Raw genomic sequence first — 24347 nt, forward strand, 5'->3', positions numbered from 1 at the left:
GACCCAACAGGCAATTATCACCGCGAATCATCTGTGCCCGCTCCTTCTCCGGCATTCCTTGCCATATCTCTGCCTTCGAGACATCCCTCGGCCTCCTCCAGGAGACCCCGGACGAACGACGACAGCTCCGCCGACGTCAGCACCGCCCGCATGCCGACTCCCGCGGCGCCCCACGCCTCGACGTACGCCCGCCGCGTCACCCGCCAGCGGCTGCCCTCCCACAGCGGGATCGTGCGCAGGCGGCAGCTCAGCTCGCCGCCCGCCGGTCCCGACCTGCTGCGGTAGCGGAAGGAGAACAGCTCGCCGTCCGGCTCGCCGCCGGGGAACCTGTCGTCGGGATCGGCCCACCGCCGGTCCGCGTCGCGGCCCCTGCGGGCCTCGTCCACGCCGTGCGCCAGCCGGCTCAGCAGCCAGCCGCAGCGCTCGCCCACGCTGCCGTACGGGGCGCCGTCGCGGTGCAGCTCAAGGGTGACCTCGTACGGGGTGCCGACGCTGTCACGGCACGCCACGGGCGTGACCCGCAAATAAGATCCGTCGACACAGCGCAGTCCCCCCATGCACCCCTGCGTTTCCCGGCGGGTGACCACTAAACCCAGACGTGCGAGCGCCACAGCGGCGGCTGGTGCCACTCCGTCCAGCCGTGGCCGGAGCGCCCGTCCTCGGCCTCGAAGCGGCACATCGCCCGGGGGAACACCGCCGTCTCCCCCTCGGGCGAGGTCAGCGTCACCGGCGCGAACGCGACCGGCCGCGCGGTCACCGCCAGCCCCGGCAGCCGCAGCACCGTCCCGGCGGGGCGGTCGCCGTCGAAGGAGGTCGCCGCCGTGAAGCCCGGCGCGTGCGCGGGCTCGCCGCCCGGCGGCACGGTGAACGCCGGCCAGGGCAGGTCGAGGCCCACGTTGGCGCGCATGCCGTGCACGTACGTGCCGTCCGTCAGCCGGCCGCTGCTCCACATCCAGGAGATCGTCCACCAGTCGCGCACGCCCCAGCTGTGGTCGCGTTCGCCGTGGCCGTGGAAGGGCCGGCCGTCGATCGTGCCGGTCACCTCGCAGGGGACCTCGTAGCGCGGGGTGATGGCGTAGCCGTACGCGCCGCCCTCCGTGCGCCACTCCAGGTCCAGCGAGAGCGCGTCGGAGGCCAGCCGGACCGCGGCGGCGCGGAACGGGTCGGCGATCCGCTGGGACGCCTCGTAGCCCGCGCCGCGCACGGTCAGGCCCGGATCCTCGGGCAGCGGCGCGTCGTGGTCGATCACGGACGCGGCCAGGCCGTCGGGGGTGACCAGGCAGGCCCAGTACCAGGCGCGCTTCCAGTTGGGGTAGAGGCCGAGCCGCACGTAGCCGCCCAGCTCGCCGTCGTCCGCCACGAAGTCGAAGTAGTAGGACTCGTTCCACAGCTGCTCGCCGCCGGGCTCGTGGAGCCGCTCGTCCCGCTCGTCCAGGGGCCACTGGCCCATGTTGACCACGCGCATACCGCCTCCCAAGCGCATGCTACGGCAGCAGCCGCCGCCACCAAGGGGCCCGGCGGCGGGGCGGGTCCGGCAGCCGGCCGCGCTCGCGCAGCCAGGCGGCGAAGTCGTCGGCGTCGGCGCGGTAGTTCGGGGGCGGCTCCTCGCGGGCCCGCGCGTACGCGGCGAACTCGGCGGCGAGGCCGGGCCCGGCGGCCACGGCCGCGTCGGGGCGCAGGCGCGCCACGACGGAGCGCCGCTTGGCGACCAGGCTCTCGGCCTGGGCGCGCAGGCGGGCCGGGTCGAAGCCGTCGGGAGCCTCGCCGCCCGCGACCAGCGCCCGCACCACCCGCCCCTGCGCCTCCGCCAGCCGTCCCCGCGCCGCCGCCAGGTCCTCCTCCTCGGGCGCGGCCCGGTCCGTCACCCGGACTCCCCCGCGGCCATCGCGGCCCGGATCCTGTCCAGCTCCCCGGCCAGCACCGCGTCGCTCGGGAAGCGGTCGTCCCACTCCAGCAGCACCCCGGGCGGACGGGTACGGGCGCACAGCTCGGTGAGCAGGTCCAGCACCTGCTCCGGCGCGGCCGTGGTGTGGGTGTCGTGCCAGATGCCCTGGTGCTCGTGGCCGCCGGCGACGTGCACGTACGCCAGGTGCTCCAGCGGCAGGGCGTCGAGCGCGGCCACCGCCGGCAGGCCCAGGTTGACCTGGTTGGTGTAGAGGTTGGCCACGTCGACGAGCAGCCGCACCCCGGTCCGCTCCACCAGCTCGGCGAGGAACTGACCCTCGGTCAGCTCGTCGTCCGGCCAGCCGAAGATCGCGGCCACGTTCTCCAGCGCCAGCGGGACGGGCAGCGCGTCCTGCGCCCGTCGTACGTTGTCGGTGACGACGCGCAGCGACTCCCGGGTGCGCGGGATCGGCAGCAGGTGCCCCGCCTCCACGCCGTCGCCGCGTACGAACGCCAGATGCTCGCTGACCAGCGGCGCGTCCAGCGCCTCGGCGCACGCGGCCAGGTGCGCGAGCCGCCCCGCCGAGGGCGGCTCGGCCCCGCCGACGCCGAGCGACACGCCGTGCGGGATCACCGGCACTCCCCTGGCCCGGAGCAGGCGCAGCGACTCCGGCAGCGCGCCGGGCCGGATGTTCTCGGCGATCGCCTCGACGAAGCCGACGCCCTCCATGCGCTCGATGGTGAGATCCAGCTCGGCCCGCCAGCCGATCCCCACGCCCAGCTCAGCCGCCGCCACCGCCGCACCCTCCACCGCCGCCGCCGCAGCCCGACCCGCCCCCGCAGCTCGACCCGCCCCCGTCGCCACCACCGGAGGAGCCGAACTCGGAGCCGCCGAAGGCGCCGCCGGAATCGCCGCCTGAATCGCCGTACGTCACGCCGTCCCCGCCGCCGTACGCCCCGCAGGACCCGGCCACGTCACCGCCGGGGTGGCCGGCCATCAGCTCCTTGGACAACGCCGGATCCCCTGCCTCCCCCAGCCCGTAGAGCGCCACCAGCACTCCCACGGCCGCCGCCGCCGGCCCCTGGTCGCGTACGCCCCTCGGATGGTGCTCCCGCGCCGAGAGCAGCACCTCGCGCCCTTCACGGGTGACGACGTTCCTGAGCCGCCTGCCGTGCCTGACGCAGTCCACGAGCCCGATCACGGGAGCGGCCACTCCCACGAGGAACGTGGGGAGGAAGACGGCGTCGGGGCCGAGCGCGTCCGTGGCGTCCAGCACGCTCAACGCCACCACGAAGACCGCCGCCGCCCAGGTGACGGCCACCAGCCACTTCCTGCGCCGCCGCGCCTCCTTGAACGCCTCCGGCGGCACGAGGAGCCCGCGCGCCTCAAGCCCGGCGGCGAGCGCGGCCAGCGCGGGATGCGCCGCCAGCTCCCACCGCAGCTCGGCGGCGTGGTGACCGCCCGGCCTGGAGGCGAGCGCGTCGAGCACGGCCTGCTCGATCGGCACCGGCGAGGGCGCGGCGCCGTCCACGGCGGTGACCTGCGAGCCCCTGGACACGCGGACGGCGCCGGCCGTCGCGAGGACGGCCAGCGCCGTGTTCACGGCTCTGCGTGGCCCGCCCGTCAGGTAGGCCAGCTCGTACGGCTCCAGAGGATGCCCGCGGCCGCCGGGCTCGGCCCCGGCGACCCGCCGGATCTCGGCCTCGACCCAGGCGCCGACCGCCCGGACCGTGATCAGCATGCCGACAGCGGCGACGAGCAGGACGTAGCCCACGGTGCCCCCCTGTGATCGGTGCGGCGGCGCCATCAACGTACGACGGCGCCGCCGCACCGGACAAGGGCGCTACCCGAGCCGGTCGAGCAGGGCGTTGTACTCCTTCCACAGCTCCTTCGGCAGGTGGTCGCCGAACTTCTCGAAGTGCGCGGGGATGAGCGCCGCCTCCTCGCGCCAGATCTCGCGGTCCACGCTGAGCAGCGTGCGCAGGTCGTCCTCGGAGAGGTCGAGTCCCTCGGTGTCGAGCTCGGCGGGCAGCAGGCCGATCGGCGTGGAGACGGCGTCGGCCTCGTCGTTGAGGCGGTCGACGATCCACTTGAGCACGCGGCTGTTCTCGCCGTAGCCGGGCCAGATGAAGTTGCCGTCGGCGTCCTTGCGGAACCAGTTGACGTAGTAGATGCGCGGGAGCACGGCGCCCTCGCGCCGGCCGATGCTCAGCCAGTGGGCGAAGTAGTCGCCCATGTTGTAGCCGCAGAACGGCAGCATGGCGAACGGGTCGTGACGCAGCTCGCCGACCTTGCCCTCGGCCGCGGCGGTCTTCTCGGAGGCGACGTTGGCTCCGAGGAAGACGCCGTGCTCCCAGCTCAGCGACTCCGTGACCAGAGGCACGGCGGTGGCGCGGCGACCGCCGAACAGGATCGCGGAGATGGGCACGCCCTTCGGGTCCTGCCACTCGGGTGCGATGGTCGGGCACTGGGCGGCGGGCGTGGTGAAGCGGGCGTTCGGGTGGGCGGCCGGCTCGTCGCTGTCGGGCGTCCAGTCGCGGCCCTTCCAGTCGGTGAGGTGCGCGGGCGGCTCGTCGGTCAGGCCCTCCCACCACACGTCGCCGTCGTCGGTGAGGGCGACGTTGGTGAAGATGCTGTTGCCCCAGAGCGTCTTGACCGCGTTGGCGTTGGTGACCTGGCCGGTGCCGGGCGCGACGCCGAAGAAGCCGGCCTCCGGGTTGATGGCGTACAGGCGGCCGTCCTCGCCGAAGCGCATCCAGGCGATGTCGTCGCCGACGGTCTCGACCTTCCAGCCGGGAATGGTGGGCTGGAGCATGGCGAGGTTGGTCTTGCCGCACGCGCTCGGGAAGGCGGCGGCGATGTAGCGGGTCTCGCCGGAGGGCGGAGTGAGCTTGAGAATGAGCATGTGCTCGGCCAGCCAGCCCTCGTCGCGGGCCATGACGCTGGCGATGCGCAGCGCGTAGCACTTCTTGCCGAGCAGCGCGTTGCCGCCGTAGCCGGAGCCGTACGACCAGATCTCGCGGGTCTCGGGGAAGTGGCTGATGTACTTGGTGGAGCTGCACGGCCACGGCACGTCGGCCTGGCCGGGCTCCAGCGGCGCGCCCACGGAGTGGACGCACTTGACGAAGTCGCCGCGCTCCTCGATGAGGCGCAGCGCGCGCTCGCCCATGCGGGTCATGATCCGCATGGAGACGGCGACGTACGGCGAGTCCGTGATCTCGACGCCGACCTGAGAGATCTCGCCGCCGAGCGGGCCCATGCAGAACGGGACGACGTACATCGTCCGGCCGCGCATGCAGCCCTTGAAGAGCTTGCCGAAGGTCTGCCGCATCTCCGCGGGCGGGATCCAGTTGTTCGTCGGCCCGGCGTCCTCGGGGCGCTCCGAGCAGATGAAGGTACGGTCCTCGACCCTGGCGACGTCGCTGGGGTCGGACTTGGCGTAGAAGCTGTTGGGACGGGCGGCGAGCCGGACGAGCGTGCCCTGCTCCACGAGCAGGTTGGTGAGACGGGTCCACTCCTCCTCGGAGCCGTCGCACCACTCGATCCGATCGGGCTCGGTAAGGACTGCTATCTCTTTCACCCACGCGGCCAATTCGCGATTGCTCGTCGGCGTGGGCACTTCCACGGTCACGGACACGACTGCGCTCCTCCACTCTCTCAGGGCCCAGTCATCATCAACGACGGAACGGCCGGAAGGCCAATTGGCATAGACCTGTTTGGCGGGGCCGTCGTCGCAGGCAGGGGCCCTGGCGATTGGGGGAGCCTACCCAACCGCAGCGGATTTAAAAGAGAATTAACATTGAGTGGTCCAGTCCAATAGCGATGGTCTAAACCAATTTCCGCAGTGGTTTAGTCCATTCATCGTGCCGTTTCCCCTGTACCGCTTCATGAATCGACGTCCGGGCCCGCGGCGCGAACGCGGTCGACATGCTGAAGGGCGTCGCGAAGATCGGTGAGCCAGGTGTCGGCGTTCCTGCCGACCAGGCGTACGCACCAGGCGAGCGCGTCGCTGCGGCTGCGGGCCACGCCGGCGGCCACCAGCGTGTCGAGCACCTGCCGCTCCGACTGGCGCAGGCGGGTCATGACCGGCACGGACAGTGTGGTGAACATCACGGTGAACCCGCCGCAGGACACCCCCCAGGAGACCTTCTGGCGGAACCTCAGCTCGGCCTCGCGGGCGATCTCGATGCGCCGCTCCCTGGTCTCCTCCCTGAACCTGCGGGCCAGGCCCTCGACCAGGGCCGCGCGTTCGGCCTCGGGGGTGTCCTCGGGCGGATCGGGGAGCGTGCCGACGACCGCGATCTCCTCGCGGTCCCTGACGATCTCGGGGGCGCCGGTGAACCAGCCTTCGGGGAGCCGCCCGGTGAACCAGCCCCGGACCTCCGCCGTCATGTCTTCTGCAGTCATGTAATCACCATTACACATTTACAGACCGCAGGCACGTCAGGGAAGGAGGGTGTCGCCTTCGAGAGGGGTCAGCGGACCTTGGCGGCGGCGACCGGGCTGACCCGTACGACGCCGGCGAGGTTCCTGGTGTAGACCTTCGAGATCTTGACCACGTCGCCGGTGCGCGGCGCCTGGATCATCTGCCCGTTGCCCCAATAGATCGCCACATGAGAGATGTAGTCGGGGTTCGTCGGGTCGGACCGCCAGAAGATGAGGTCGCCCGGCTGCGCCTGCGACAGCGGCACCTGCGGCCCGGTCACCCACTGCTGGTGCGTCACGCGCGGCATCCGCACGCCCGCCTGGGCGAAGGCCCACTGCACCAGCCCCGAGCAGTCGAAGGTGTTCGGGCCCTCCGCGCCCCACACGTACGGCCGCCCCAGCTTGGACGCCGCGGCCCTGAGCGCCACCTGAACCTGCTCGCCCGTCATGAACGAGCCCGCCGGCCAGTTGCGCGCGGTCTGCTGCTGCGGCTGCGACAGCACCGGGTTGACGCTGGCGACCTGGGTGCCCTTGGGCAGCGCCTTGAGAATCCGGCTCCGCAGGGCGGCGGTGTCGGCGGCGGGCGCGCTGACGATGAGCGCGTTGTCCCGCGGCAGGCCGAGCGTCCGGCCGACCTCCTTGGAGACCACCGCGTCGACCGCGCCGAAGCCGGTGGTCGCGTACGCGCCGATGCGCATCGTCCCGGCCGGCCCGCGCACCTGCCGGTGCAGCGAGAGCCCGCCGTCGTTGCCGAGCACGAACGACACCGCGACGTCGCCCGCCGCGACGTTCTGCCAGAGCGCGTCGGAGGAGGCGGTCACCTTGGGGGTGTAGGCCCGGAACGTGGACGGATCGACCGCGAGGGTCTGCACCCGCTTGCCGTCGAGCGTGATCGAGGCGGCGTCGGCCAGCTCCAGCGCCCGCACCCCGCGCAGCCGGCTCACCTTGCGTAACTGCGCCTCGGTGAACGGCTTGCGGGTGAGCACGAACAGGTTGGGCTTGTGCAGCTTGCGCAGCGGCGCCACCGGCCGGACGGTGCGGACGGGCGTCTGCTTCTGCGGCCGGCGCTCGGCCAGCAGCGTCTGCCGGGGAGTGGGGTGGGCGGCCACGGGGCCGTCCGGCTCGCCCTGCGGCGGCTGGGCCAGCAGCAGCACGTCGGCCGTCAGCACCGCGACCAGCGCCACCACGATGAACGGCACCAGCTTGACCGGATCGCGGCGCTTACGGGACTGGACGAGAAAGGTGAGATCCTGCCGGATCCCCCCTGGCCCATGCCCGGGATGCCCTGGCCCCTGCCCGGGATGGCCGTACACGGGATGCCCGTGCGGGGCGTGGGGGTGCATGACGGGTCCATGCACGAAAGCCGCCGGACCAGCGGGGGCCCGGCGGTTCGTCTCCTCCGGCGTCAGTTGCCGACGTACGGCACTGCCTCCAGGATCTCGACGGTGTTCTGGCGCCCGTTGGGCATGGAGTACGTCGCCTTCTCACCGATCTTCTTGCCGTTGATCGCCGCTCCGAGGGGGGACTTCGGCGAATAGACGTCGATCGGCGCACCGCTCTCCTCGCGCGAGGCGAGCAGGAAGGTGACCTCGTCGTCGTCACCGACGAACCGGATGGTCACCGTCATGCCGGGCCCGACCACGCCTTCGGCCTTGGGGGCCTCGCCCACCTGGGCGTTGTCGAGGATCTGACGGAGGTGGAAGATCCGGGCCTCCATCTTGCCCTGCTCGTCCTTGGCGGCGTGGTAGCCGCCGTTCTCGCGCAGGTCGCCCTCCTCACGGGCGGCCTCGATCTTCTTGGCGATGTCGACGCGCCCGGGGCCGGAGAGATATTCGTACTCCGCCTTCAGGCGGTCGTACGCCTCCTGCGTCAGCCATGTGACGTTCTCATCGCGAGAGTCGGCCACGGGTTCTCCTTGCTTGCCTAGGGGGCCCTGAGATCACTTGAGGTTTCCAACGGTTGAATTGCGAAAGGCTAACAAGTCAACCGTCGGTTCGCTTCCCCAAATGTCTCACTATACGAGATTGCAGTACTGGACGTGGACGGAAGTCGCCTGGGCACTGGTGTCCAGGCTTTCCTTGAGCTGCTTACTACCCTCACCAGCCGGGATTCTTACTTCCTTGCTGCCGACTTCCCCGTGGTTGACGTCCAGCGCCCTGATCCGGCAGACGGCCGCCCTGTCATCCGGTTTGTAGACCTGGAAGGTGATCTCGGCCTGCGTCGGGCCGACCACGTCGAACATGATCACCTGCGCCGGCGCCTCCGACCCGCCCGCGGTCATGGACCACATCACGTAGCCCCACCCGCCCGCGATGATGGCCACCAGGACGCCGATGACGACGTGGACGACCAGCCTGCCCCGGCGCCTCGGGCCGTCGGGCAGCTCGTCGGGGGTGCCGAGAACGGGTCCGTTCCCGACATCTCTGGTGACCATGGTGGAATCTCCCTGCACTCCCTGAGCGTTATCCGAGACAATTGTCGCCCGCGGGGGTCCCGGTACACGACCTGACCCTCACGACCGCCTGCAGACAAACTAAGTGACCGGTCCGACTGAGGAGACATCGAGCCCGTGAGTGCACCGCTGAGGCTGATGGCCGTCCACGCCCACCCCGATGACGAGTCGAGCAAGGGCGCCGCGACGATGGCGCGCTATGTGCGCGAAGGTGTGGAAGTCCTGGTGTGCACCCTGACGGGCGGTGAACGCGGATCCGTGCTCAACCCCAAGATGGACCGCCCCGAGATCGTGGCCAACATCGCCGAGGTGCGCAGGGCCGAGATGGAGCGCGCCCGCGAGATCCTGGGCGTGCAGCAGCGCTTCATGGGCTTCGTCGACTCCGGGCTGCCGGAGAGCGAGGAGGAGCAGCTGCCCGACGGCTGCTTCGCCGTGCAGAAGCTGGAGGACGCCTCCCGCCCGCTGGTGGCCGCGGTGCGCGACTTCCGGCCGCACGTGATCCTCACGTACGACGACGACGGCGGCTACCCGCACCCCGACCACATCATGACCAACCGCGTGTCGGTCGAGGCGTTCGAGGCGGCCGGCGACCCCGACCGCTACCCGGGCACCGGCGACCCGTGGCAGCCGCTCAAGCTCTACTACCAGATGGGCTTCACCAAGGAGCGCTTCGAGGCGCTGCACGAGGCCATGACCTCGCGCGGGCTCGGCTCCCCCTACTCCGACTGGATCTCCCGCTGGGAGGACCGCCCGGCCAAGTGGCCGGTCACCACCCGGGTGCCGTGCGGCGACTACTTCGACATCCGCGACGAGGCGCTGCTGGCCCACGCCACGCAGGTCGACCCCGAGGGCTTCTGGTTCGGCTGCCCGCGCGAGCTGCAGCAGGAGATCTGGCCCACCGAGGACTACCACCTGGCGCGCTCGCTGGTCGACACCGAGCTGCCGGAGGACGACCTGTTCGCCGGCATCCACGCCGACGACGTCTCGCCCGCCTGCCACTGAGTCTGCCGCTGGGGCTGCCGGGGGCCGGACCACGAGGTCGCGGCGGCATACTGGAAGTGTGACCTATCTAGCAGCAGGTGATGTGAGTCCGGGTCTGCTCGGCTTCGTCGTCGTGGCCCTCATCGGCTTCGCCCTCTACTTCCTGATCAAGTCCATGAACAGGCAGATGGCGAAGATCGAGGTGCCGCGGGCGGGCGACGTGCGCGACACGGACGACAAGAAGGCCGAGTAGATGCCGATCGAGATCGTCGACAACTCGTCGGAGAGCCGTTTCGAGATCCTGGTGGACGGCAAGGTCGCCGGGTTCGCCGACTACCGCCTGCTGCCCACCAAGGTCGTCTTCACGCACACCGAGGTCTCCCCGTTGTACGAAGGCCAGGGCCTGGCCGGCCGGCTGGTCGACCACGCCCTGCGCGTCAGCGCCGACACCGGGCTGCGGGTCGTGCCGCTGTGCCCCTACGTGGCGAAGTACATCGAGCGCCACCCGGAGTTCGCGAACCTCGTGGACGCCAAGGACTGAGCCGATCACTCGGCGGGCGTCCAGGCCCGTTCCAGCGCCTCCGGCAGCCCCCACCAGCCGAGCGGCGTGAGCACGCCGCCGGCGTCGACGATGCCGAGGCACGCCCACAGCGGCACCACGGACGCGAAGAAGCCCTCGGTGGCCTCCAGCTCCTCCTCGTCCTGCTCCTCGCTCTCGATGTCCTCCGACTCGGCGATGAGGCGGGCGATCCGCTCCGGCGAGGCGAGCACCCCCGGCCCCAGCCTGGCCAGCGCGGTCACGGCCGCCAGCCAGTCGGCGTGCTGGATGGCGCACAGGTTGGCGAGGGTGAGGTCCTCCTCGCTGAGCCGCCGCTCGAGGTCGGCGAACTCCACCAGCTCGTCCCCGCTCTCCGGCAGGTCCGCGACCGGGCCGGCGACGCCCGCCGCCACCGTCAGCCACAGCTCGCGGTCGTCGCGGGGCATCGGCCGGTCGTCGAGCCCCGCGCAGGCGCGCAGCACGTTCGCCGGGTAGCCGGGCTCGGCCAGCAGCTCGCGCAGGCGCGCCCCGGCCGCGTCCAGCTCGGCGGCGGGCGGCTCGGGCCGGCGCGGCAGGTCGCCGAGTATGCGGCGCAGCTCCGCCAGCGCGAACGCCTCCTCCTCGTCCCAGGCGGCGAACAGCTCCTCGTCCTGCTCGTCGTTGACCGCCTGCTCGGGCGTCCGGCCGTCGGGCAGCGGCGTGGCCAGCCAGCGCTCCTGCAGTTCCTCGTACGCCGCCCGCGCCTCGGGATCGCCCCCGGCCAGCGCGTCGGGGTCGATCTCGCCGGCCGCCACCCGCTCCTCCAGGTGGGCGACCAGCCGCCGGTGCATCTCGGCGGCCACCGGCCCGCGTTCGTCCTCCTCGGGCCAGACGAAGTAGCCGGGCGTCATCAGGATCGGCTCGGTGCCCGTGGACTCCAGCCAGCGCTGGACGTCACCGACCGTGGCGACGCCCGCCTCGATCGAGCCGAGCGTCGCCTTGGCGGAGTCCCAGAATGCCCGTGACAGCGGGTTGCCGGCCGCGAGCAGCGCCCGCCGCAGGTCGGGCAGCGCCACCAGCGCCACGCCCGAGGGCACGGCGAGCAGCGCCCTGGCCACGTCCCTGCGCGTCAGACGGCCCGGCGGCCGGTCGGCGAACGCGCAGACGAAATCCACATCCACCCTCCGTAACCTACGCCGCCCGGGGCCACGGCGCTGGCGGTCACCGGAGTCGGCGGGCCCGCGGTTTAGGGTGGGCCGAGGAGGTCGTGATGAACCACTTGGCAGGCTCCACCAGCCCCTATCTGCTCCAGCACGCCGACAACCCGGTCGACTGGTGGCCGTGGGGCGAGGAGGCGTTCGCGGAGGCCCGGCGGCGGGACGTGCCGCTGCTCATCAGCGTCGGCTACTCGGCCTGCCACTGGTGCCACGTGATGGCCCATGAGAGCTTCGAGGACGCGGGCACCGCCCGGCTCATGAACGAGCACTTCGTCAACGTCAAGGTCGACCGCGAGGAGCGGCCGGACGTCGACGCCGTCTACATGGGCGCCACACAGGCCATGACCCGCCAGGGCGGCTGGCCGATGACGGTGTTCGCGACGCCGGACGGCCATCCGTTCTACTGCGGCACCTACTTCCCGCGCCCCCACTTCCAGCGCCTGCTGCAGGAGGTCCACAGGGTGTGGACGGGCGACCGGGAGTCGGTGCTCAGCCAGGGGGCGAAGGTCGTCGAGGCGCTCAACGACAACACCGCCCTGCCCTCAGGCCCGCTGCCCGGCCCGGAGACGCTCGCGCGGGCGATGGACAACCTGCGCGAGTCGTTCGACCCGGTCCGGGGTGGTTTCGGCGGCGCGCCGAAGTTCCCGCCGTCCATGGTGCTGGAGTTCCTGCTGCGCTCGGGCGAGCGCGAGATGAGCGCGCGGACGCTGGAGGCCATGGCCCGCGGCGGCATCTACGACCAGCTCGGCGGCGGCTTCGCCCGCTACAGCGTGGACGCCGGCTGGGTCGTCCCCCATTTCGAAAAGATGCTGTACGACAACGCGCTCCTGCTGCGCGTCTACACCCACTGGTGGAAGGCGGGCGGCGGCGACCTCGCCCGGCGCGTGGCGCTGGAGACGGCCGACTGGCTGCTGCGCGAGATGACCACCCCCGAGGGCGGCTTCGCCTCGGCGCTCGACGCCGACAGCGAGGGCGTCGAGGGCAAGTTCTACGTCTGGACGCCCGACCAGCTCGACGAGGTCCTGGGCGCGGACGACGGGCGGTGGGCGACCGGGCTGTTCGAGGTCACCGGCACCTTCGAGCACGGCACGTCGGTCCTGCAGCTGCTGAGCGACCCCGACGACTCCGCGCGCCACGAGCGCGTACGCGAGCGGCTGCTGGCCGCCAGGGAGCGCCGCGTGCGCCCCGGACGCGACGACAAGGTCGTGGCCTCATGGAACGGCCTGGCCATCGCGGCGCTCGCCGAGACGGGCGTGGTGTTCGAGCGGCCCGACCTGGTGGCCGCCGCCGAACGCGCGGCGGAGCTGCTGGCCCGCGTCCACGTGGTGGACGGCCGGCTGCTGCGCACGTCCAGGGACGGCCGGGCGGGGGCGAACGCCGGCGTGCTGGAGGACCACGCCAACCTGGCCGAGGGCCTGATCTCCCTCTACGGCGTCACCGGCGAGGCCCGGTGGCTGCGGCTGGCGGGCACGCTGCTCGACATCGTGCTCGACCGCTTCTCCGACGGCAAGGGCGGCTTCTACGACACGGCGGACGACGCCGAGCGGCTGTTCCAGCGACCCCAGGACCCGACGGACAACGCCACCCCGTCCGGCCAGTTCGCGGCGGCGGGCGCCCTGCTGTCGTACGCGGCGCTGACCGGCTCGGCCCGGCACCGCGAGGCCGCCGAGGCGGCGCTCGGCACGGTGTCGGTGCTGGCGCCGGGGCACGCGCGCTTCGCCGGGTGGGGCCTCGCCGTGGCGCGGGCGGCCCTGGACGGGCCGGTGGAGGTGGCGATCGTGGGCGCCCCCGACGATCCCCGGCGCGCGGCGCTGCACCGGGCGGCGCTGCTGGCCGACGTACCGGGGCTGGTGGTCGCCCTCGGCGACGGCGACGCCGCCACGCGCGGCGGCACCGGCGAGGCGCTCGCCCCCGCCGAGGAGGTGTTCCCCGCCCTGCTGGAGGGCCGCGGCCCGATCGACGAGGCCCCCGCGGCCTACGTCTGCCGCGGCTTCACCTGCCGCCTCCCGGTGACCACCGTGGACGCCCTACGCACCCAACTTGCAGCCGGCTGACCCACGCATCATCGCGGGACGGTAGCAGCGGCCCAGCCACCAGGGCCGCGCAACCGGCGCCCCCACCCAGCCGACAGGGCCGCCCAGCCGCGCAACCGGCGTCCCCGCCCTGCCGACAGGGCCGCTCGGCCGCTCAGCCCGCCCAACCGTCTGGGGCGGGCGGTCAGTCGTTCGGGGTGGTGCGGTCGGGGCCGTTGCCGGGGGGCTGGTCGGTGCGGGTGAAGGGCTGGTCGGCCTCCTGGGAGGACGGCGGGTCCGACTGCTCGGACTGGTCGCCGCGCCTGCCGAAGTCGTTCTGGCCGTTCTGGTCGTTGCGGCCGCCGTCCTGGACGCTGTCACCGGGGCCCTCGCTGGTCGGCCAGCCGTCGGAGGACGGCTCGTCGGGCTCGGTCGACGGGGTGCTCCAGCCGTCGTCGGACGGCGGCGAGTAGTCCTGCTGCGGCTCGTCCCCCCGGTCGTCGCGGAAGGGGGAGTAGTCGTCCCAGCCGTAGTCGGACGGCTCTGGGAACTCCTCGACCGGCTTGCCCGCCATGGCCTCGGTCATGAACGCCCGCCAGATCTGCGCCGGAAGCTGCCCGCCGAACTGGGTGCCGTAGCCGGGGACCGTCACGGTCTTGTTGTCGTCGCGGAACATGTTGACCGCGACCGCGAGCTGCGGCGTGAACCCGTTGAACCAGACCGACCGGGAGTCGTCGGTGGTGCCGGTCTTGCCGGCCACCGGCCGGTCGTAGAGCCGGGCCGCGGTGCCGGTGCCGTATTTGACGACCTGCTGCATCGCGTACGTCGTGTCGGCCGCGGCCTGCTCGCCGATCACCTTCGTCGAGACCGGCTCGACGACCTCCTTGTGCCCCTCGCCGTCGGTGACCGACTTGAGCACGTGCGCCTCCACGTGCACGCCCTTGTTGGCGAACGTGGAGAAGCCGGAGGCGTTCTGCACGGCGCTGACCGAGGAGACGCCGAGCGGGAAGGAGGCCGCGTCCTTCTGGGTGAGCTGGGCGGCCGGGATGCCGGCCTTCTCGGCGGTCTCGGCCACCTTGTCCAGCCCGACCTTCTGCCCGAGGTCCACGAACGCGGTGTTGACCGAGTTCTGGGTGGCCTGGACCAGGTCGATGCGACCGTAGGAGCGTCCGCTGTCGTTGGGGATGGGCTTGTCGGCCGAGGCCACCCGCAGCGGCGAGTTGCCGTCGACCTGGGTGGACAGGTCGAAGCCGTTGTCGAGCGCGGCGGCCAGGGTGTACGGCTTGAACGTCGAGCCCGCCATGACCTTGGCCGAGAAGGCGTTGTCGTAGGAGTAGCGCTCGGGGTCGCCGCCGTAGAAGGCGACCACCTCGCCGGTCGCGGGATCGACGGCGGCCAGCCCGGTGCGCACCTTCTGCGAGGTGCCGTCCGGGATCGTCGCCTTGACCGCCCGCTCGGCCGCCGTCATGAGCTTCTTGTCGAAGGTCGAGACGATCTTCAGCCCGCCGCTGTTGATCTCCTCGTCGGTGTAGCCGCGCCGGTTGAGCTCGTCGGTGACCTGCTGGAGCATGTAGCGGGCCTGGCCCTTGAGCTCGAACGGCTTCTTCGGCGCGACCAGCTCGGGGAACTTCTGGGCGGACGCCTCGGCCGCGCTCAGCGCGCCGGTCTCGCGCATGGCGTCGATCACCGACTTCCAGCGGTAACGCGCCGCCTGCAGGTCGGCGCCCTCGGGGTCGGCGAAGCGGCTGGGCTGCTGGATCACGGCGGCCAGGTAGGCGCCCTCGGCCACGTCGAGGTCCTCGACGTCCTTGCCGAAGTAGGCGCGGGCGGCCGACTGCACGCCGTTGGCGCCCCGGCCGAAGTAGATCGTGTTGAGATACTGCTCCAGCACCCAGTCCTTCGGCTTGGACTGGTCGACCTTCATGGCGATCAGGATCTCTTTGAACTTGCGGGTGACCGAGCGCTCCTGGCTGAGGCCGCTGTAGTAGTTGCGGACGAGCTGCTGGGTGATGGTCGAGCCGCCCTGGAGCTGCTGCCCGGTCACGGTGGACCACAGGGCGCGCGCGGTGCCCTTGGCCGAGACGCCGGCGTCCTCGTAGAACGAGCGGTTCTCGGCCGCGATGACGGCCTCGCGCACGTGCTCCGGCACCTTGTCCAGCTCGACCACCTTGCGGTCGACGCCCTGCCGGGCGAGGACGGTCTTGCCGTCGCGGTAATAGATCACCGAGCCCTGCGCGGTGGCCTGTTTCTGGGTGGTGTCGGGAATAGGAGTCATGGCCCACGCGACGGCGAAAAGGCCGACGAGTACGAGGATTCCCGCTCCCGAACAAATCAGCAGAAGCCGAAGTATCCGCTTTTTCGGCATTCCGCCCCCTCCACCGCTCCGCACCTTCGACCCCCCTGTCGCAAGCCTGCAAGCTGGGCGAATGCCAAGGGTAAACGATCGATATCGGTGCCCCGTCCCATGGCGATACTACGTCGAACGGCTCTCGCGACGCGGAACATCGGCGACCAAGGGCAGCACTCGGTAAGGAACCGGGGTGTCCAGGGCAATGATCGAATTAGTCCGCAACACGCCTTGGACATCCACAATTTGATCGATAACTCGCTGCAGATCCGCATTCGTCCGCGCGACCACCCGGCAGAGCAGATCGCTGGCCCCGGTGATCGTGTGCACCTCCAGCACCTCGGGGATGCGCGCCAGCCGGTCGGCGACCGGATCGTGCCCGGAGACCTGGCGGATCTCCATCGTGACGAAGGCGGTGACGCCGTAGCCGAGCGCCGCGGGCGACACGTCGGGGCCGAAACCGGTGATCACCCCGCGGGCGGCCAGCCGGTCGAGCCGGGCCTGTACGGTGCCGCGGGCCACCCCGAGGCGGCGCGAGCACTCCAGCACGCCGAGGCGCGGCTCGGCGGTCAGCAGCGCGATGAGCCGGGCGTCGAGGTCGTCGATCGTCGTCATGCTGTACAGAAGTAGCGGACAACTCCGCTCAACGCTAGGCAGATTGTCCACTCTTTCAAGTAACTCTTGCGCAACTCGTCCAGACATATCGAGAGTTGGGGGCATGAGCGATGTTTTTCCGGTCAACGGCATGGACGCCGTCGTGTTCGCGGTCGGCAACGCCCGCCAGGCGGCCCACTACTACTCCACCGCGTTCGGGATGAAGCTGGTGGCCTATCGGGGGCCGGAGAACGGCAGCCCCGAGACGGCCGCGTACGTGCTCACCTCGGGCAGCGCCACCTTCGAGTTCCGCGCCTCGATCCGGCCCGGCACCGACCTGGCGCGGCACGTGGCCGAGCACGGCGACGGGGTGATCGACCTGGCCATCCAGGTGCCTGACGTGGAGGCCGCCTACCGGCACGCCGTCGAGCAGGGGGCGACGGGGCTGGAGGAGCCGTACACGCTGGAGGACGAGCACGGCAAGGTGGTGCTCGCGGCCATCGCGACGTACGGCGAGACGCGGCACACCCTCGTCGACCGCGCCAACTACAGCGGCCCCTACCTGCCCGGCTACGTGCCCGCCGAGCCGCTGGTCGCCCCGCCCGCGACCCGGACCGGCCGGCTCTTCCAGGCGGTCGACCACTGCGTCGGCAACGTCGAGCTGGGCAAGATGGACGAGTGGGTGGAGTTCTACCGCAAGGTGATGGGCTTCACCAACATGGCCGAGTTCATCGGCGACGACATCGCGACCGAGTACTCCGCGCTCATGTCGAAGGTCGTGGCCGACGGCACCCGCAAGGTCAAGTTCCCGCTCAACGAGCCGGCCGTCAGCCGCAAGAAGTCGCAGATCGACGAGTACCTGGAGTTCTACGGCGGCCCCGGCGTGCAGCACATCGCGCTCGCCACCAACGACATCATCACCACGGTCGACCACATGAGGGCGGCCGGGGTGCGCTTCCTCGACACGCCGGACTCGTACTACGACGACCCCGAGCTGCGCGAGCGCATCGGGCAGGTGCGGGCGCCGATCGAGGAGCTGAAGAAGCGCCGCATCCTGGTGGACCGCGACGAGGACGGCTACCTGCTGCAGATCTTCACGCAGCCCGTGCAGGACCGGCCCACCGTGTTCTTCGAGCTGATCGAGCGGCACGGCTCGCTCGGGTTCGGCAAGGGCAACTTCAAGGCCCTCTTCGAGGCCATCGAGCGCGAGCAGGAACGCAGGGGCAACCTTTAGTTTGTCCCGACTTGTCCCGGGTGATCACAGCATCATGGGACCGTCGCCACCGTTAGGGCCCGAGGACGCCGCCGCATGTCCGTGCGCCGGCGTCCTCGTCGTGCACCCCGTCCAACCCTCCCGTACGAGAACCCGCAGACCAGGCCGTGTCGCAGCCGGTGCCTGACCGAGAGTAATATTCTGGTCACGGATCGAAGGGGGCTGATTTCGGGGATGCGTTACGAAAGACGCTCAGTCGCGATCTTGATGGCGCTGGCCGGCGCGCTCGCCTGCACGCCGGCCGACCAGCCGCCTCCGTCCACCGATCCCACGGCCGCCGCGATCGCCGACGCCCGCGCGGGCGCGCCCGGCATCGGCGACCCCGCCTTCCCCCTGGACGGCAACGGCGGCTACGACGTCGCCCACTACGCCATCGCCATCGACTACACGCCCGCCGACAGGCAGCTGCGCGGCGTCACCACCATCACCGCCGCCGCCACCCAGGACCTGTCCAGCTTCGACCTCGACCTGACCGGCTACGACGTCAGCGGCGTCACCGTCGACGACGAGGCCGCCACCTTCAGCAGGCAGGGCCAGGAGCTCAAGATCCGGCCTGCGCGCCCGATCGAGGACGACGACCGCTTCACCGTCCGGGTGTCCTACGCCGGCACCCCCCAGCCGGTCGTCAACTCCGCCAACCTCGGCACCTACGGCTTCATCCCGACCCGCGACGGCGCGTTCGTCACCGCCGAGCCCGACGGCGCCAAGACCTGGTTCCCGGCCAACGACCACCCCTCCGACAAGGCGTCCTTCGACTTCGCGATCACCGTGCCCGCCGGGCTCACCGCCCTGGCCAACGGCGAGCTGACCGGCCGGCCCACCACCGTGGGAGGCAGGACCACGTGGCGCTGGCACGAGAGGCAGCCGATGGCCACCTATCTCGCCACGGCCACGCTCGGCACGTTCGACCTGCGCGAGGGCCGCACCGCCGCAGGCATCCCGCTGCTGGCCGCCGTCGATCCGGCGTTCAAGAGCTCGCTCGACAAGCTCTACACCGTCTCCGGCGAGGTCACCGACTACTGGTCCACCGTCTTCGGCCCCTATCCGTTCGGCTCGACCGGCGGCGTCGTCGACGACTTCGCCACCGGCTACGCCCTGGAAAACCAGACCAAGCCGATGTACGGCGGCTTCGCCCCCGACGAGGCCATCATCGCCCACGAGCTGGCCCACCAGTGGTTCGGCGACAGCCTCAGCATCCGGCGCTGGAAGGACATCTGGCTCAACGAGGGCTTCGCCACCTACGCCGAGTGGCTGTGGGCCGAGCACAAGGGCACGGGCACCGCCGAGGCCATCTTCCAGCGCAATCTCGCCCGCCCGGCCGGCGACCCGATCTGGGCCTACCCGCCGGGCAACGCCAAGGCCGACGACCTGTTCAACCAGTCCGTCTACACGCGCGGCGCGATGACCCTGCACGCCCTGCGCAAGGCCGTCGGCGACGAGACGTTCTTCAAGCTGCTGCGCGCCTGGACCGCCGAGCACCGCTACGGCAACGTCACGACCGAGCAGTTCATCGCGCTCGCCGAGAAACTGTCGGGCAAGGACCTCGGCCCGCTCTTCGACGCCTGGCTCTTCCAGCCCCGCCGCCCCACCTGACCAGGGCGGCAACGCTTTCCGTCGCCCGGCCCAAGTAAAGGTGTAAGGCGAACGACGGAAAAGGAAGTGGCGGGCCATGCGCCTCAACGAGGACCCCGCGGCCTTCGAGGCCTTCTACCGCCGCCACGTGGACGCGGTGCTGAGGTTCGTGACCAGACGGGTGAGCGACCCGCACCTGGCCGCCGACCTCACGGCCGACATCTTCGTGGCGGTGCTGGACTCCGCGCACACCTACGTTCCCGGCCGCGGCAGCGAGGCCGCCTGGCTGTACGGCATCGCGCGCAACGTCGTGTCGGCCCAGCACCGGCGGGCGGCCCGGGAGTCCCGGGCCGGCAGCCGGCTGGCCGGCCGGCGGCTGATGGACGACGACGACCTCACCCGGATGGAGGAGCGGATCGACGCCGGGCGCCGGATGCGCCACGCCTGGGAGGCCCTGGCCGGGCTGCCCGAGGGCGAGCGCGCGGTGCTGGAGCTCGTCGCGATCGACCAGCTCAGCCTCAAGGAGGCCGCCGCGGCCCTCGGGATCCGTCAGGTGACCGCCCGGGTCAGGTTGCACCGGGCCAGACGAGCCCTGCGAGACGTCGCTTCGCCGGCATCCGTGTACCTGGAAGGACAGGCATGAGCAGCTTCGAGGAGCGCCTTCTCAGTGCACTCAAGTCGGAGATCACGATGAGAACGGCGGACGACATGATGACGACGACGAGCACTCCCCCGGCCCTGGGCGGGCGGCGCGGACGGCGGCTGGCGGTGGCCGTCGCCGGCGTTGGGGCGGCCGCCGCCGCGGCCGCGGCGCTGATGGTCCAAGCGCCCGCGTACGCGGTCACCGAGGCGCCGGACGGGACGGTCAGCGTCCGGATCAGCGCCTTCACCGACCCGGGCGGGCTGGAGGCCGAGCTGGCCCGCCACGGCGTCAAGGCGGTCGTGGACTACCTGCCCGAGGGGCGGACGTGCCGGCCGGGGCGCGGCCGGCCGGGCGGCCCGCACGGCCGCTTCGGCAGCGCCATCAGGAGGGACGGGGACGGGATCTCCTTCTCCATCACGGAAGGGCAGGTGCCGGCCGGGTCGACGCTCGTCCTGGCCGTGACCAAGGGGCCGGACGGCGACCGTGACCTGCCGTCGGCGACGTCGCTCCAGGTGGTGGAGGGTGAGGTCGCACCCTGCGCGGCCACTTCCCTGCCGCTGCCGTCATCCGGCTCCGGCGGCACGGAGGAAGGAAAGAAGGACGACGGCCCCGGCTTCACGACACGCGAGGACGGCGGCCCCGGCCCCACCACGCACGACGACGGCGGCCCCGGCCCCACCACGCGCGACGACGGCGGCCCCGGCCTCACGACGCGCGACGACGACGGCCCCGGCCTGGTCACGCGCGAGAACGACGGCTCCGGCCCGGCCCAAGGCACCCGCTGACACCCTCACCGCCGCTCCGGCCCCGCCCCTGCACCCCGGCGCGGGCCGGGGCAGCGGTCACGCCGGGGACGTGCTGGAGAAGACCAGGACGGAGGCGGTGAAGCCGTGGACGTGGTTGTGCCCGGCGACCGGCCCGACCTCCCCGGCGGCGAAGAACCCCGCCACCCCGATCGGCCCGAGCGTGTCGCGCAGTGCGACGGGGTCGTGGTCGGCGGTGCCGAACATGGCCGAGCCGCGCCCGTTGCAGGAGAACAGCAGCGCCCCGTCGACCCGGCCGAGCTGTTCGCGGTGGGCGTCCAGGACGTCGTACAGGTCCTCGTCGGCGGTGGCGGCGTCGCGCACCTGGAAGCGTACGGTCCGGCCGACCTCCACGATGTCGCCGATGGCGACGGCCTCGCGTTCGGGGTCGATGCCGATCACGCCGCGGATGAGGAAGTCGCCGCGTTCGTGGCGCTCGGCGTACTCGTCCATGGCGATGCCGATCTGCAGCCCGGCGGCGACGAGCTCGCGGTCGTCCTCGTCGAGGTCGCTGACGATGTCCTCGAGCCGGGCCAGCGCGGGCTGCCCGGCCAGTTCGAGCAGCAGGTTCTCCTCGGACGCGGTCACCACCATGCTGGGGCCGATCGGCCGGCAGCCCTGGCTGACCACGGTGCTGACCTGCAGCGGCCCGCCGAGCAGGACGCCGATCGCGCCTTCCAGATAGACCTTGCCGTCCGCGAACAGCCTGACCGAGCCCCGCCCCTGGAGGCCGTTGGCCAGCCCGCCGATGAGCGGGAGGTCGCCGAGCACGTCCACCGAGCGTTCGACGAAGGCGTCGGTCGGAAAGGTGTACGGGTCGGCCAGCAGGATCGCCACATGGTCGTCAGTGGCGCGCTCGGGCACCCCGACGACCACGAACTTGTCCTCGGCCGCCAGCGTGTCCAGCGCGAACGTGGTGAGTCTGGCCCCTTCCAAGGTCGCCGCCCAGGCGCTCACGGCGGGCGTCAGTTCCACCCCCTGCCCGTCGCCGATCACCCCCGTGGCGCTGCAACCGATCACGTGCGCACCGGGCGCGAGCTCCATCGCGGCCTGTCCGGCCCTCGCGACGTCGTCAGGGTCGTCGCCGCAGATGAAGAAGCAGACCAGGTCGGCTTGGCCGCTGAGCCTCGACAGGGCCCGGCCGACGGCGTTCTGCGCGGCCACCACCAGGTCGGAACCCACGGCGAGGCCGTCGGCGAAGCGACTCGTCATCAAGGCCACACGTCTCGCCTCCCTCAACATGTCCAAGTTCCCTAGGTCCGGATTCTCCCCACTAAAGGGACAAGCACGCACACGAACCGTCACTCAATAGTCGAGATCCGAAATCTCCCCTGGTTGTGGAAGGCCCTGCCACATTCCCCTCAGGGGACGTAGTCTCGAACCCGTGCATCAGCCACAGCCACGAACTCTCCGCGAGCTGCGGGAGAGCGGACACGTCCACCGCACCGTGAAAGCCGAGGTCAGGGCGAACCTGCTGGCCAAGCTGCGGGCGGGCGAGCCGCGCTTCCCCGGCATCGTCGGCTTCGACGAAACGGTCCTGCCGCATCTGGAGCGGGCCCTTCTCGCCGGGCACGACCTGGTCCTCCTGGGCGAGCGCGGCCAGGGCAAGACCCGGCTCATCCGCACCGTCACCGGGCTGCTCGACGAGTGGACGCCGGTGGTCGAGGGGTGCGAGATCAACGACCATCCGTACGCGCCGGTCTGCACGCGCTGCCGGACGCTGGCGCGGGAGCTGGGCGAGGAGCTGCCGGTCGCCTGGAAGCACCGCGACGAGCGCTACGGCGAGAAGCTGGCCACGCCCGACACCAGCGTGGGCGACCTGATCGGCGACATCGACCCCATCAAGATCGCCGAAGGCCGCACGCTCGGCGACCCCGAGACCGTCCACTACGGGCTCGTGCCGCGCACCAACCGGGGCGTCTTCTCCGTCAACGAGCTGCCCGACCTGGCGGAACGCATCCAGGTGTCGCTGCTCAACGTGCTGGAGGAGCGCGACATCCAGGTCCGCGGCTACAACCTGCGCCTGCCGCTCGACATCCTGCTCATCGCCAGCGCCAACCCCGAGGACTACACCAACCGCGGCCGGATCATCACCCCGCTGAAGGACCGCTTCGGCGCCGAGATCCGCACCCACTACCCGCTCACCGTCGAGGACGAGCTCACGCTCATCCGCCAGGAGTCCGTCCCCGACATCGGGGCCGACATCCCCGAGCACCTGGTCGAGGTGATCGCCCGCTTCACCCGCCTCGTCCGCGAGTCCACCGCCGTGGACGCCCGTTCCGGCGTCTCCGCGCGCTTCTCGATCGCCGCCGCAGAGACGGCCGCCGCCTCCGCGGTGCGCCGCTCCGCCATCGCGGGCGAGGAGCAGGCCGTCACCCGCGTGGTCGACCTGGCCTGCGTGGTCCACAGCCTGCGCGGGAAGGTGGAGTTCGAGGTCAGCGAGGAGGGCAGGGAGACCGAGATCCTGGCCCACCTGCTGCGCCGGGCGACGGCGGAGACGTTCCGCAACCGGCTGGGCGGCGCGGACCTGTCGGCGGTGACCGACAAGTTCGCCGAGGGCGGCCAGGTGGAGTCCGGCGAGCTGGTCCCGGCCGGCGAGCTGCTGACCCGCATGGGCCCGGTGACCGGCCTCGCCAAGATCATGTCGCGGCTGGGCATGGGCGCGGGCGAGGAGTCCCCCGGGCACGCGGCGGCGGCGCTGGAGTTCGCGCTGGAAGGGCTCTACCTCATGCGGCGCCTGTCGAAGGAGGACCTCGACGGAACGGCCGTCTATCGCACGTGAACGCGGGCGCGTTTTCCCGCGTCAAAGGGGGTGACTGATCGTTCCTGACGGGGGAGCCACCCATGCGCCGTTCGCTTGCCTGCGCCACCGCCGCCGTACTCACCGCGGGCGCCTTCGCCGTGCCCGCGCGGGCCACCACTCCCAGCGCCTCGCCCCAGGTCGCGTACGGCTACGCCTGGCCCGACGGCAAGGGTCACCTCCGGATCGTGCCGAAGTCGGCCACGCTCGTGAAGCAGCAGGGCTTCCTCGGCTACCGGCTCAAGACGCTCGCCGGGGCCAAGGAGGTCCGGCTCGACTACACGAGGGCCGCCGTCGGCCGGGTGACCGTGGCCTGCGACCTGAAGGAGACCGAGGGGCAGGTCGCGCTCGACGCGAAGGGGCTCGGCCGCACCCGGTGCAAGCCCGGCGACCTGGCCGCCGCGCTGGGGCGCGGGACGACGCCGATGCGGGTGGAGTACCAGGATGGGCGGGCCGTGCGGGTCAACGAGATCCTGATCTCCAACTGGCCGAACTCGCGCACCGCCCGGGGGACGATCGAGCGGGTGGACGACCGTACGGTGCTGTTCGCGACGGGCGGGAAGACGTACAAGCTGGGCTACTCCTACCTGACGTACTTCTACCGGACCACGGCCCGCTGCAAGGACGGCTGGCTGGCGGGACGGCCGGTCAACGCCGACCGCGACGGCCTGGGCAAGCGGGCCTGCGGCCCCGACGACCTCGCCAGGGCCCTGCGCTCGGTCGAGCACCCCGTGCTCGCGAAGCTGCGCTTCTCGCCCGAGGTCGGCGGGATCGACGAGGTCTGGGAGGTCTACGGGGACGCGTAGGACCGGCCCCGCAGCGAAAT

At 71.6% G+C, this 24347-nt stretch carries 24 protein-coding genes; 10 read left to right on the top strand and 14 right to left on the bottom strand.

Annotation, left to right across the window (positions count from 1 at the left end; translation table 11 throughout):
- Positions 1–17: 17 nt before the first annotated feature.
- The 10 genes from ABD292_RS23890 to ABD292_RS23935 form a co-directional block, all read right to left on the bottom strand.
- Complete coding sequence (locus ABD292_RS23890; protein WP_344210826.1) at positions 18–524, bottom strand: hypothetical protein; 507 nt, start codon at positions 522–524, stop codon at positions 18–20.
- Positions 525–586: 62 nt separating this feature from the next.
- Positions 587–1465 carry a DUF7064 domain-containing protein gene (locus ABD292_RS23895; protein WP_344210828.1) on the bottom strand — a complete coding sequence of 293 codons (879 nt, stop codon included), beginning with the start codon at positions 1463–1465 and terminating at the stop codon, positions 587–589.
- Positions 1466–1484: 19 nt separating this feature from the next.
- The gene (locus ABD292_RS23900; protein ID WP_344210830.1) at positions 1485–1865 is read right to left on the bottom strand and encodes an SCO6045 C-terminal-like domain-containing protein; all 381 of its coding nucleotides are present in this window, start codon (positions 1863–1865) and stop codon (positions 1485–1487) included.
- A complete protein-coding gene (locus ABD292_RS23905) occupies positions 1862–2680 on the bottom strand; it encodes an MbnB/TglH/ChrH family RiPP precursor modification enzyme (RefSeq protein WP_344210832.1) in 819 nt (272 codons plus the stop codon). The genes ABD292_RS23900 and ABD292_RS23905 overlap by 4 nt, the downstream gene beginning before the upstream one ends.
- Complete coding sequence (locus tag ABD292_RS23910; protein WP_344210834.1) at positions 2667–3659, bottom strand: TIGR04222 domain-containing membrane protein; 993 nt, start codon at positions 3657–3659, stop codon at positions 2667–2669. Before ABD292_RS23910 ends, ABD292_RS23905 begins: the two co-directional genes overlap by 14 nt.
- A 69-nt stretch (positions 3660–3728) precedes the next feature.
- Entirely contained in the window at positions 3729–5522 is a 1794-nt protein-coding gene (locus tag ABD292_RS23915) for a phosphoenolpyruvate carboxykinase (GTP) (RefSeq protein WP_371249886.1), read from the bottom strand.
- A gap of 248 nt (positions 5523–5770) precedes the next feature.
- Positions 5771–6292 carry a hypothetical protein gene (locus tag ABD292_RS23920; RefSeq protein WP_329589876.1) on the bottom strand — a complete coding sequence of 174 codons (522 nt, stop codon included), beginning with the start codon at positions 6290–6292 and terminating at the stop codon, positions 5771–5773.
- A 68-nt stretch (positions 6293–6360) separates the two neighbouring features.
- Positions 6361–7653, bottom strand: a complete 1293-nt coding sequence (locus ABD292_RS23925; protein WP_344210837.1) for a C40 family peptidase — start codon at positions 7651–7653, stop codon at positions 6361–6363.
- 62 nt (positions 7654–7715) lie between these two features.
- A complete protein-coding gene (gene greA, locus ABD292_RS23930; RefSeq protein ID WP_020545145.1) occupies positions 7716–8216 on the bottom strand; it encodes a transcription elongation factor GreA in 501 nt (166 codons plus the stop codon).
- 108 nt (positions 8217–8324) lie between these two features.
- Complete coding sequence (locus tag ABD292_RS23935; protein ID WP_344210840.1) at positions 8325–8744, bottom strand: DUF4307 domain-containing protein; 420 nt, start codon at positions 8742–8744, stop codon at positions 8325–8327.
- Between the two features lie 135 nt (positions 8745–8879).
- Here ABD292_RS23935 and mca point away from each other — a divergent pair, with 135 nt between their 5' ends.
- From mca to ABD292_RS23950, 3 genes are all read left to right on the top strand, one after another.
- Positions 8880–9764, top strand: coding sequence for a mycothiol conjugate amidase Mca (gene mca / locus ABD292_RS23940; protein ID WP_344210842.1), 885 nt, complete (start codon positions 8880–8882; stop codon positions 9762–9764).
- 82 nt (positions 9765–9846) lie between these two features.
- Positions 9847–9996, top strand: coding sequence for a hypothetical protein (locus ABD292_RS23945; protein ID WP_344210844.1), 150 nt, complete (start codon positions 9847–9849; stop codon positions 9994–9996).
- Positions 9997–10284, top strand: coding sequence for a GNAT family N-acetyltransferase (locus ABD292_RS23950; RefSeq protein ID WP_344210846.1), 288 nt, complete (start codon positions 9997–9999; stop codon positions 10282–10284).
- 5 nt (positions 10285–10289) lie between these two features.
- Here the strand turns inward: ABD292_RS23950 and ABD292_RS23955 are convergent, their stop codons facing one another.
- The gene (locus ABD292_RS23955) at positions 10290–11441 is read right to left on the bottom strand and encodes a hypothetical protein (RefSeq protein ID WP_344210848.1); all 1152 of its coding nucleotides are present in this window, start codon (positions 11439–11441) and stop codon (positions 10290–10292) included.
- An 89-nt stretch (positions 11442–11530) separates the two neighbouring features.
- On the opposite strand from ABD292_RS23955, the gene ABD292_RS23960 reads away from it, so the two are divergent.
- A complete protein-coding gene (locus ABD292_RS23960; RefSeq protein WP_344210850.1) occupies positions 11531–13531 on the top strand; it encodes a thioredoxin domain-containing protein in 2001 nt (666 codons plus the stop codon).
- A gap of 163 nt (positions 13532–13694) precedes the next feature.
- Here ABD292_RS23960 and ABD292_RS23965 read toward each other — a convergent pair whose 3' ends face one another.
- Together ABD292_RS23965 and ABD292_RS23970 are read right to left on the bottom strand one after the other, a co-directional pair.
- The gene (locus tag ABD292_RS23965; protein ID WP_344210852.1) at positions 13695–15764 is read right to left on the bottom strand and encodes a transglycosylase domain-containing protein; all 2070 of its coding nucleotides are present in this window, start codon (positions 15762–15764) and stop codon (positions 13695–13697) included.
- A gap of 198 nt (positions 15765–15962) precedes the next feature.
- Positions 15963–16451, bottom strand: a complete 489-nt coding sequence (locus tag ABD292_RS23970; RefSeq protein WP_091087113.1) for an Lrp/AsnC family transcriptional regulator — start codon at positions 16449–16451, stop codon at positions 15963–15965.
- A 103-nt stretch (positions 16452–16554) separates the two neighbouring features.
- On the opposite strand from ABD292_RS23970, the gene hppD reads away from it, so the two are divergent.
- The 4 genes from hppD (at position 16555) to ABD292_RS23990 (ending at position 20703) form a co-directional block, all read left to right on the top strand.
- Positions 16555–17664 carry a 4-hydroxyphenylpyruvate dioxygenase gene (hppD, locus tag ABD292_RS23975; protein WP_344210855.1) on the top strand — a complete coding sequence of 370 codons (1110 nt, stop codon included), beginning with the start codon at positions 16555–16557 and terminating at the stop codon, positions 17662–17664.
- 213 nt (positions 17665–17877) lie between these two features.
- The gene (locus tag ABD292_RS23980; RefSeq protein WP_344210857.1) at positions 17878–19296 is read left to right on the top strand and encodes a M1 family metallopeptidase; all 1419 of its coding nucleotides are present in this window, start codon (positions 17878–17880) and stop codon (positions 19294–19296) included.
- Positions 19297–19372: 76 nt separating this feature from the next.
- Positions 19373–19918, top strand: a complete 546-nt coding sequence (locus tag ABD292_RS23985) for an RNA polymerase sigma factor (protein WP_329589850.1) — start codon at positions 19373–19375, stop codon at positions 19916–19918.
- A complete protein-coding gene (locus tag ABD292_RS23990; protein WP_344210860.1) occupies positions 19915–20703 on the top strand; it encodes a hypothetical protein in 789 nt (262 codons plus the stop codon). The genes ABD292_RS23985 and ABD292_RS23990 overlap by 4 nt, the downstream gene beginning before the upstream one ends.
- A 57-nt stretch (positions 20704–20760) precedes the next feature.
- Here the strand turns inward: ABD292_RS23990 and ABD292_RS23995 are convergent, their stop codons facing one another.
- Entirely contained in the window at positions 20761–21933 is a 1173-nt protein-coding gene (locus ABD292_RS23995; RefSeq protein ID WP_344210862.1) for an FIST signal transduction protein, read from the bottom strand.
- A gap of 172 nt (positions 21934–22105) precedes the next feature.
- Here ABD292_RS23995 and ABD292_RS24000 point away from each other — a divergent pair, with 172 nt between their 5' ends.
- Both ABD292_RS24000 and ABD292_RS24005 read left to right on the top strand, forming a co-directional pair.
- The gene (locus ABD292_RS24000; protein ID WP_344210864.1) at positions 22106–23503 is read left to right on the top strand and encodes a sigma 54-interacting transcriptional regulator; all 1398 of its coding nucleotides are present in this window, start codon (positions 22106–22108) and stop codon (positions 23501–23503) included.
- A gap of 62 nt (positions 23504–23565) precedes the next feature.
- Positions 23566–24327 carry a hypothetical protein gene (locus ABD292_RS24005; protein ID WP_344210866.1) on the top strand — a complete coding sequence of 254 codons (762 nt, stop codon included), beginning with the start codon at positions 23566–23568 and terminating at the stop codon, positions 24325–24327.
- Positions 24328–24347: the final 20 nt, after the last annotated feature.

This window comes from Nonomuraea bangladeshensis, from assembly GCF_039529455.1.
In the GTDB taxonomy this organism is placed as follows: Bacteria; Actinomycetota; Actinomycetes; order Streptosporangiales; family Streptosporangiaceae; genus Nonomuraea; species Nonomuraea bangladeshensis.

Bases quoted from the DNA above. Each gene is read 5' to 3' on its own strand.
- ABD292_RS23990 (WP_344210860.1), top strand. From the start codon at position 19,915: ATGAGCAGCTTCGAGGAGCGCCTTCTCAGTGCACTCAAGTCGGAGATC.
- ABD292_RS23925 (WP_344210837.1), bottom strand. From the start codon at position 7,653: ATGCACCCCCACGCCCCGCACGGGCATCCCGTGTACGGCCATCCCGGG.
- ABD292_RS23960 (WP_344210850.1), top strand. From the start codon at position 11,531: ATGAACCACTTGGCAGGCTCCACCAGCCCCTATCTGCTCCAGCACGCC.
- ABD292_RS24005 (WP_344210866.1), top strand. From the start codon at position 23,566: ATGCGCCGTTCGCTTGCCTGCGCCACCGCCGCCGTACTCACCGCGGGC.
- ABD292_RS23995 (WP_344210862.1), bottom strand. From the start codon at position 21,933: ATGACGAGTCGCTTCGCCGACGGCCTCGCCGTGGGTTCCGACCTGGTG.
- ABD292_RS23970 (WP_091087113.1), bottom strand. From the start codon at position 16,451: ATGACGACGATCGACGACCTCGACGCCCGGCTCATCGCGCTGCTGACC.
- ABD292_RS23920 (WP_329589876.1), bottom strand. From the start codon at position 6,292: ATGACTGCAGAAGACATGACGGCGGAGGTCCGGGGCTGGTTCACCGGG.
- ABD292_RS23980 (WP_344210857.1), top strand. From the start codon at position 17,878: ATGCGTTACGAAAGACGCTCAGTCGCGATCTTGATGGCGCTGGCCGGC.
- hppD (WP_344210855.1), top strand. From the start codon at position 16,555: ATGAGCGATGTTTTTCCGGTCAACGGCATGGACGCCGTCGTGTTCGCG.
- ABD292_RS23895 (WP_344210828.1), bottom strand. From the start codon at position 1,465: ATGCGCGTGGTCAACATGGGCCAGTGGCCCCTGGACGAGCGGGACGAG.
- ABD292_RS23935 (WP_344210840.1), bottom strand. From the start codon at position 8,744: ATGGTCACCAGAGATGTCGGGAACGGACCCGTTCTCGGCACCCCCGAC.
- ABD292_RS23950 (WP_344210846.1), top strand. From the start codon at position 9,997: ATGCCGATCGAGATCGTCGACAACTCGTCGGAGAGCCGTTTCGAGATC.
- ABD292_RS23985 (WP_329589850.1), top strand. From the start codon at position 19,373: ATGCGCCTCAACGAGGACCCCGCGGCCTTCGAGGCCTTCTACCGCCGC.
- ABD292_RS23965 (WP_344210852.1), bottom strand. From the start codon at position 15,764: ATGACTCCTATTCCCGACACCACCCAGAAACAGGCCACCGCGCAGGGC.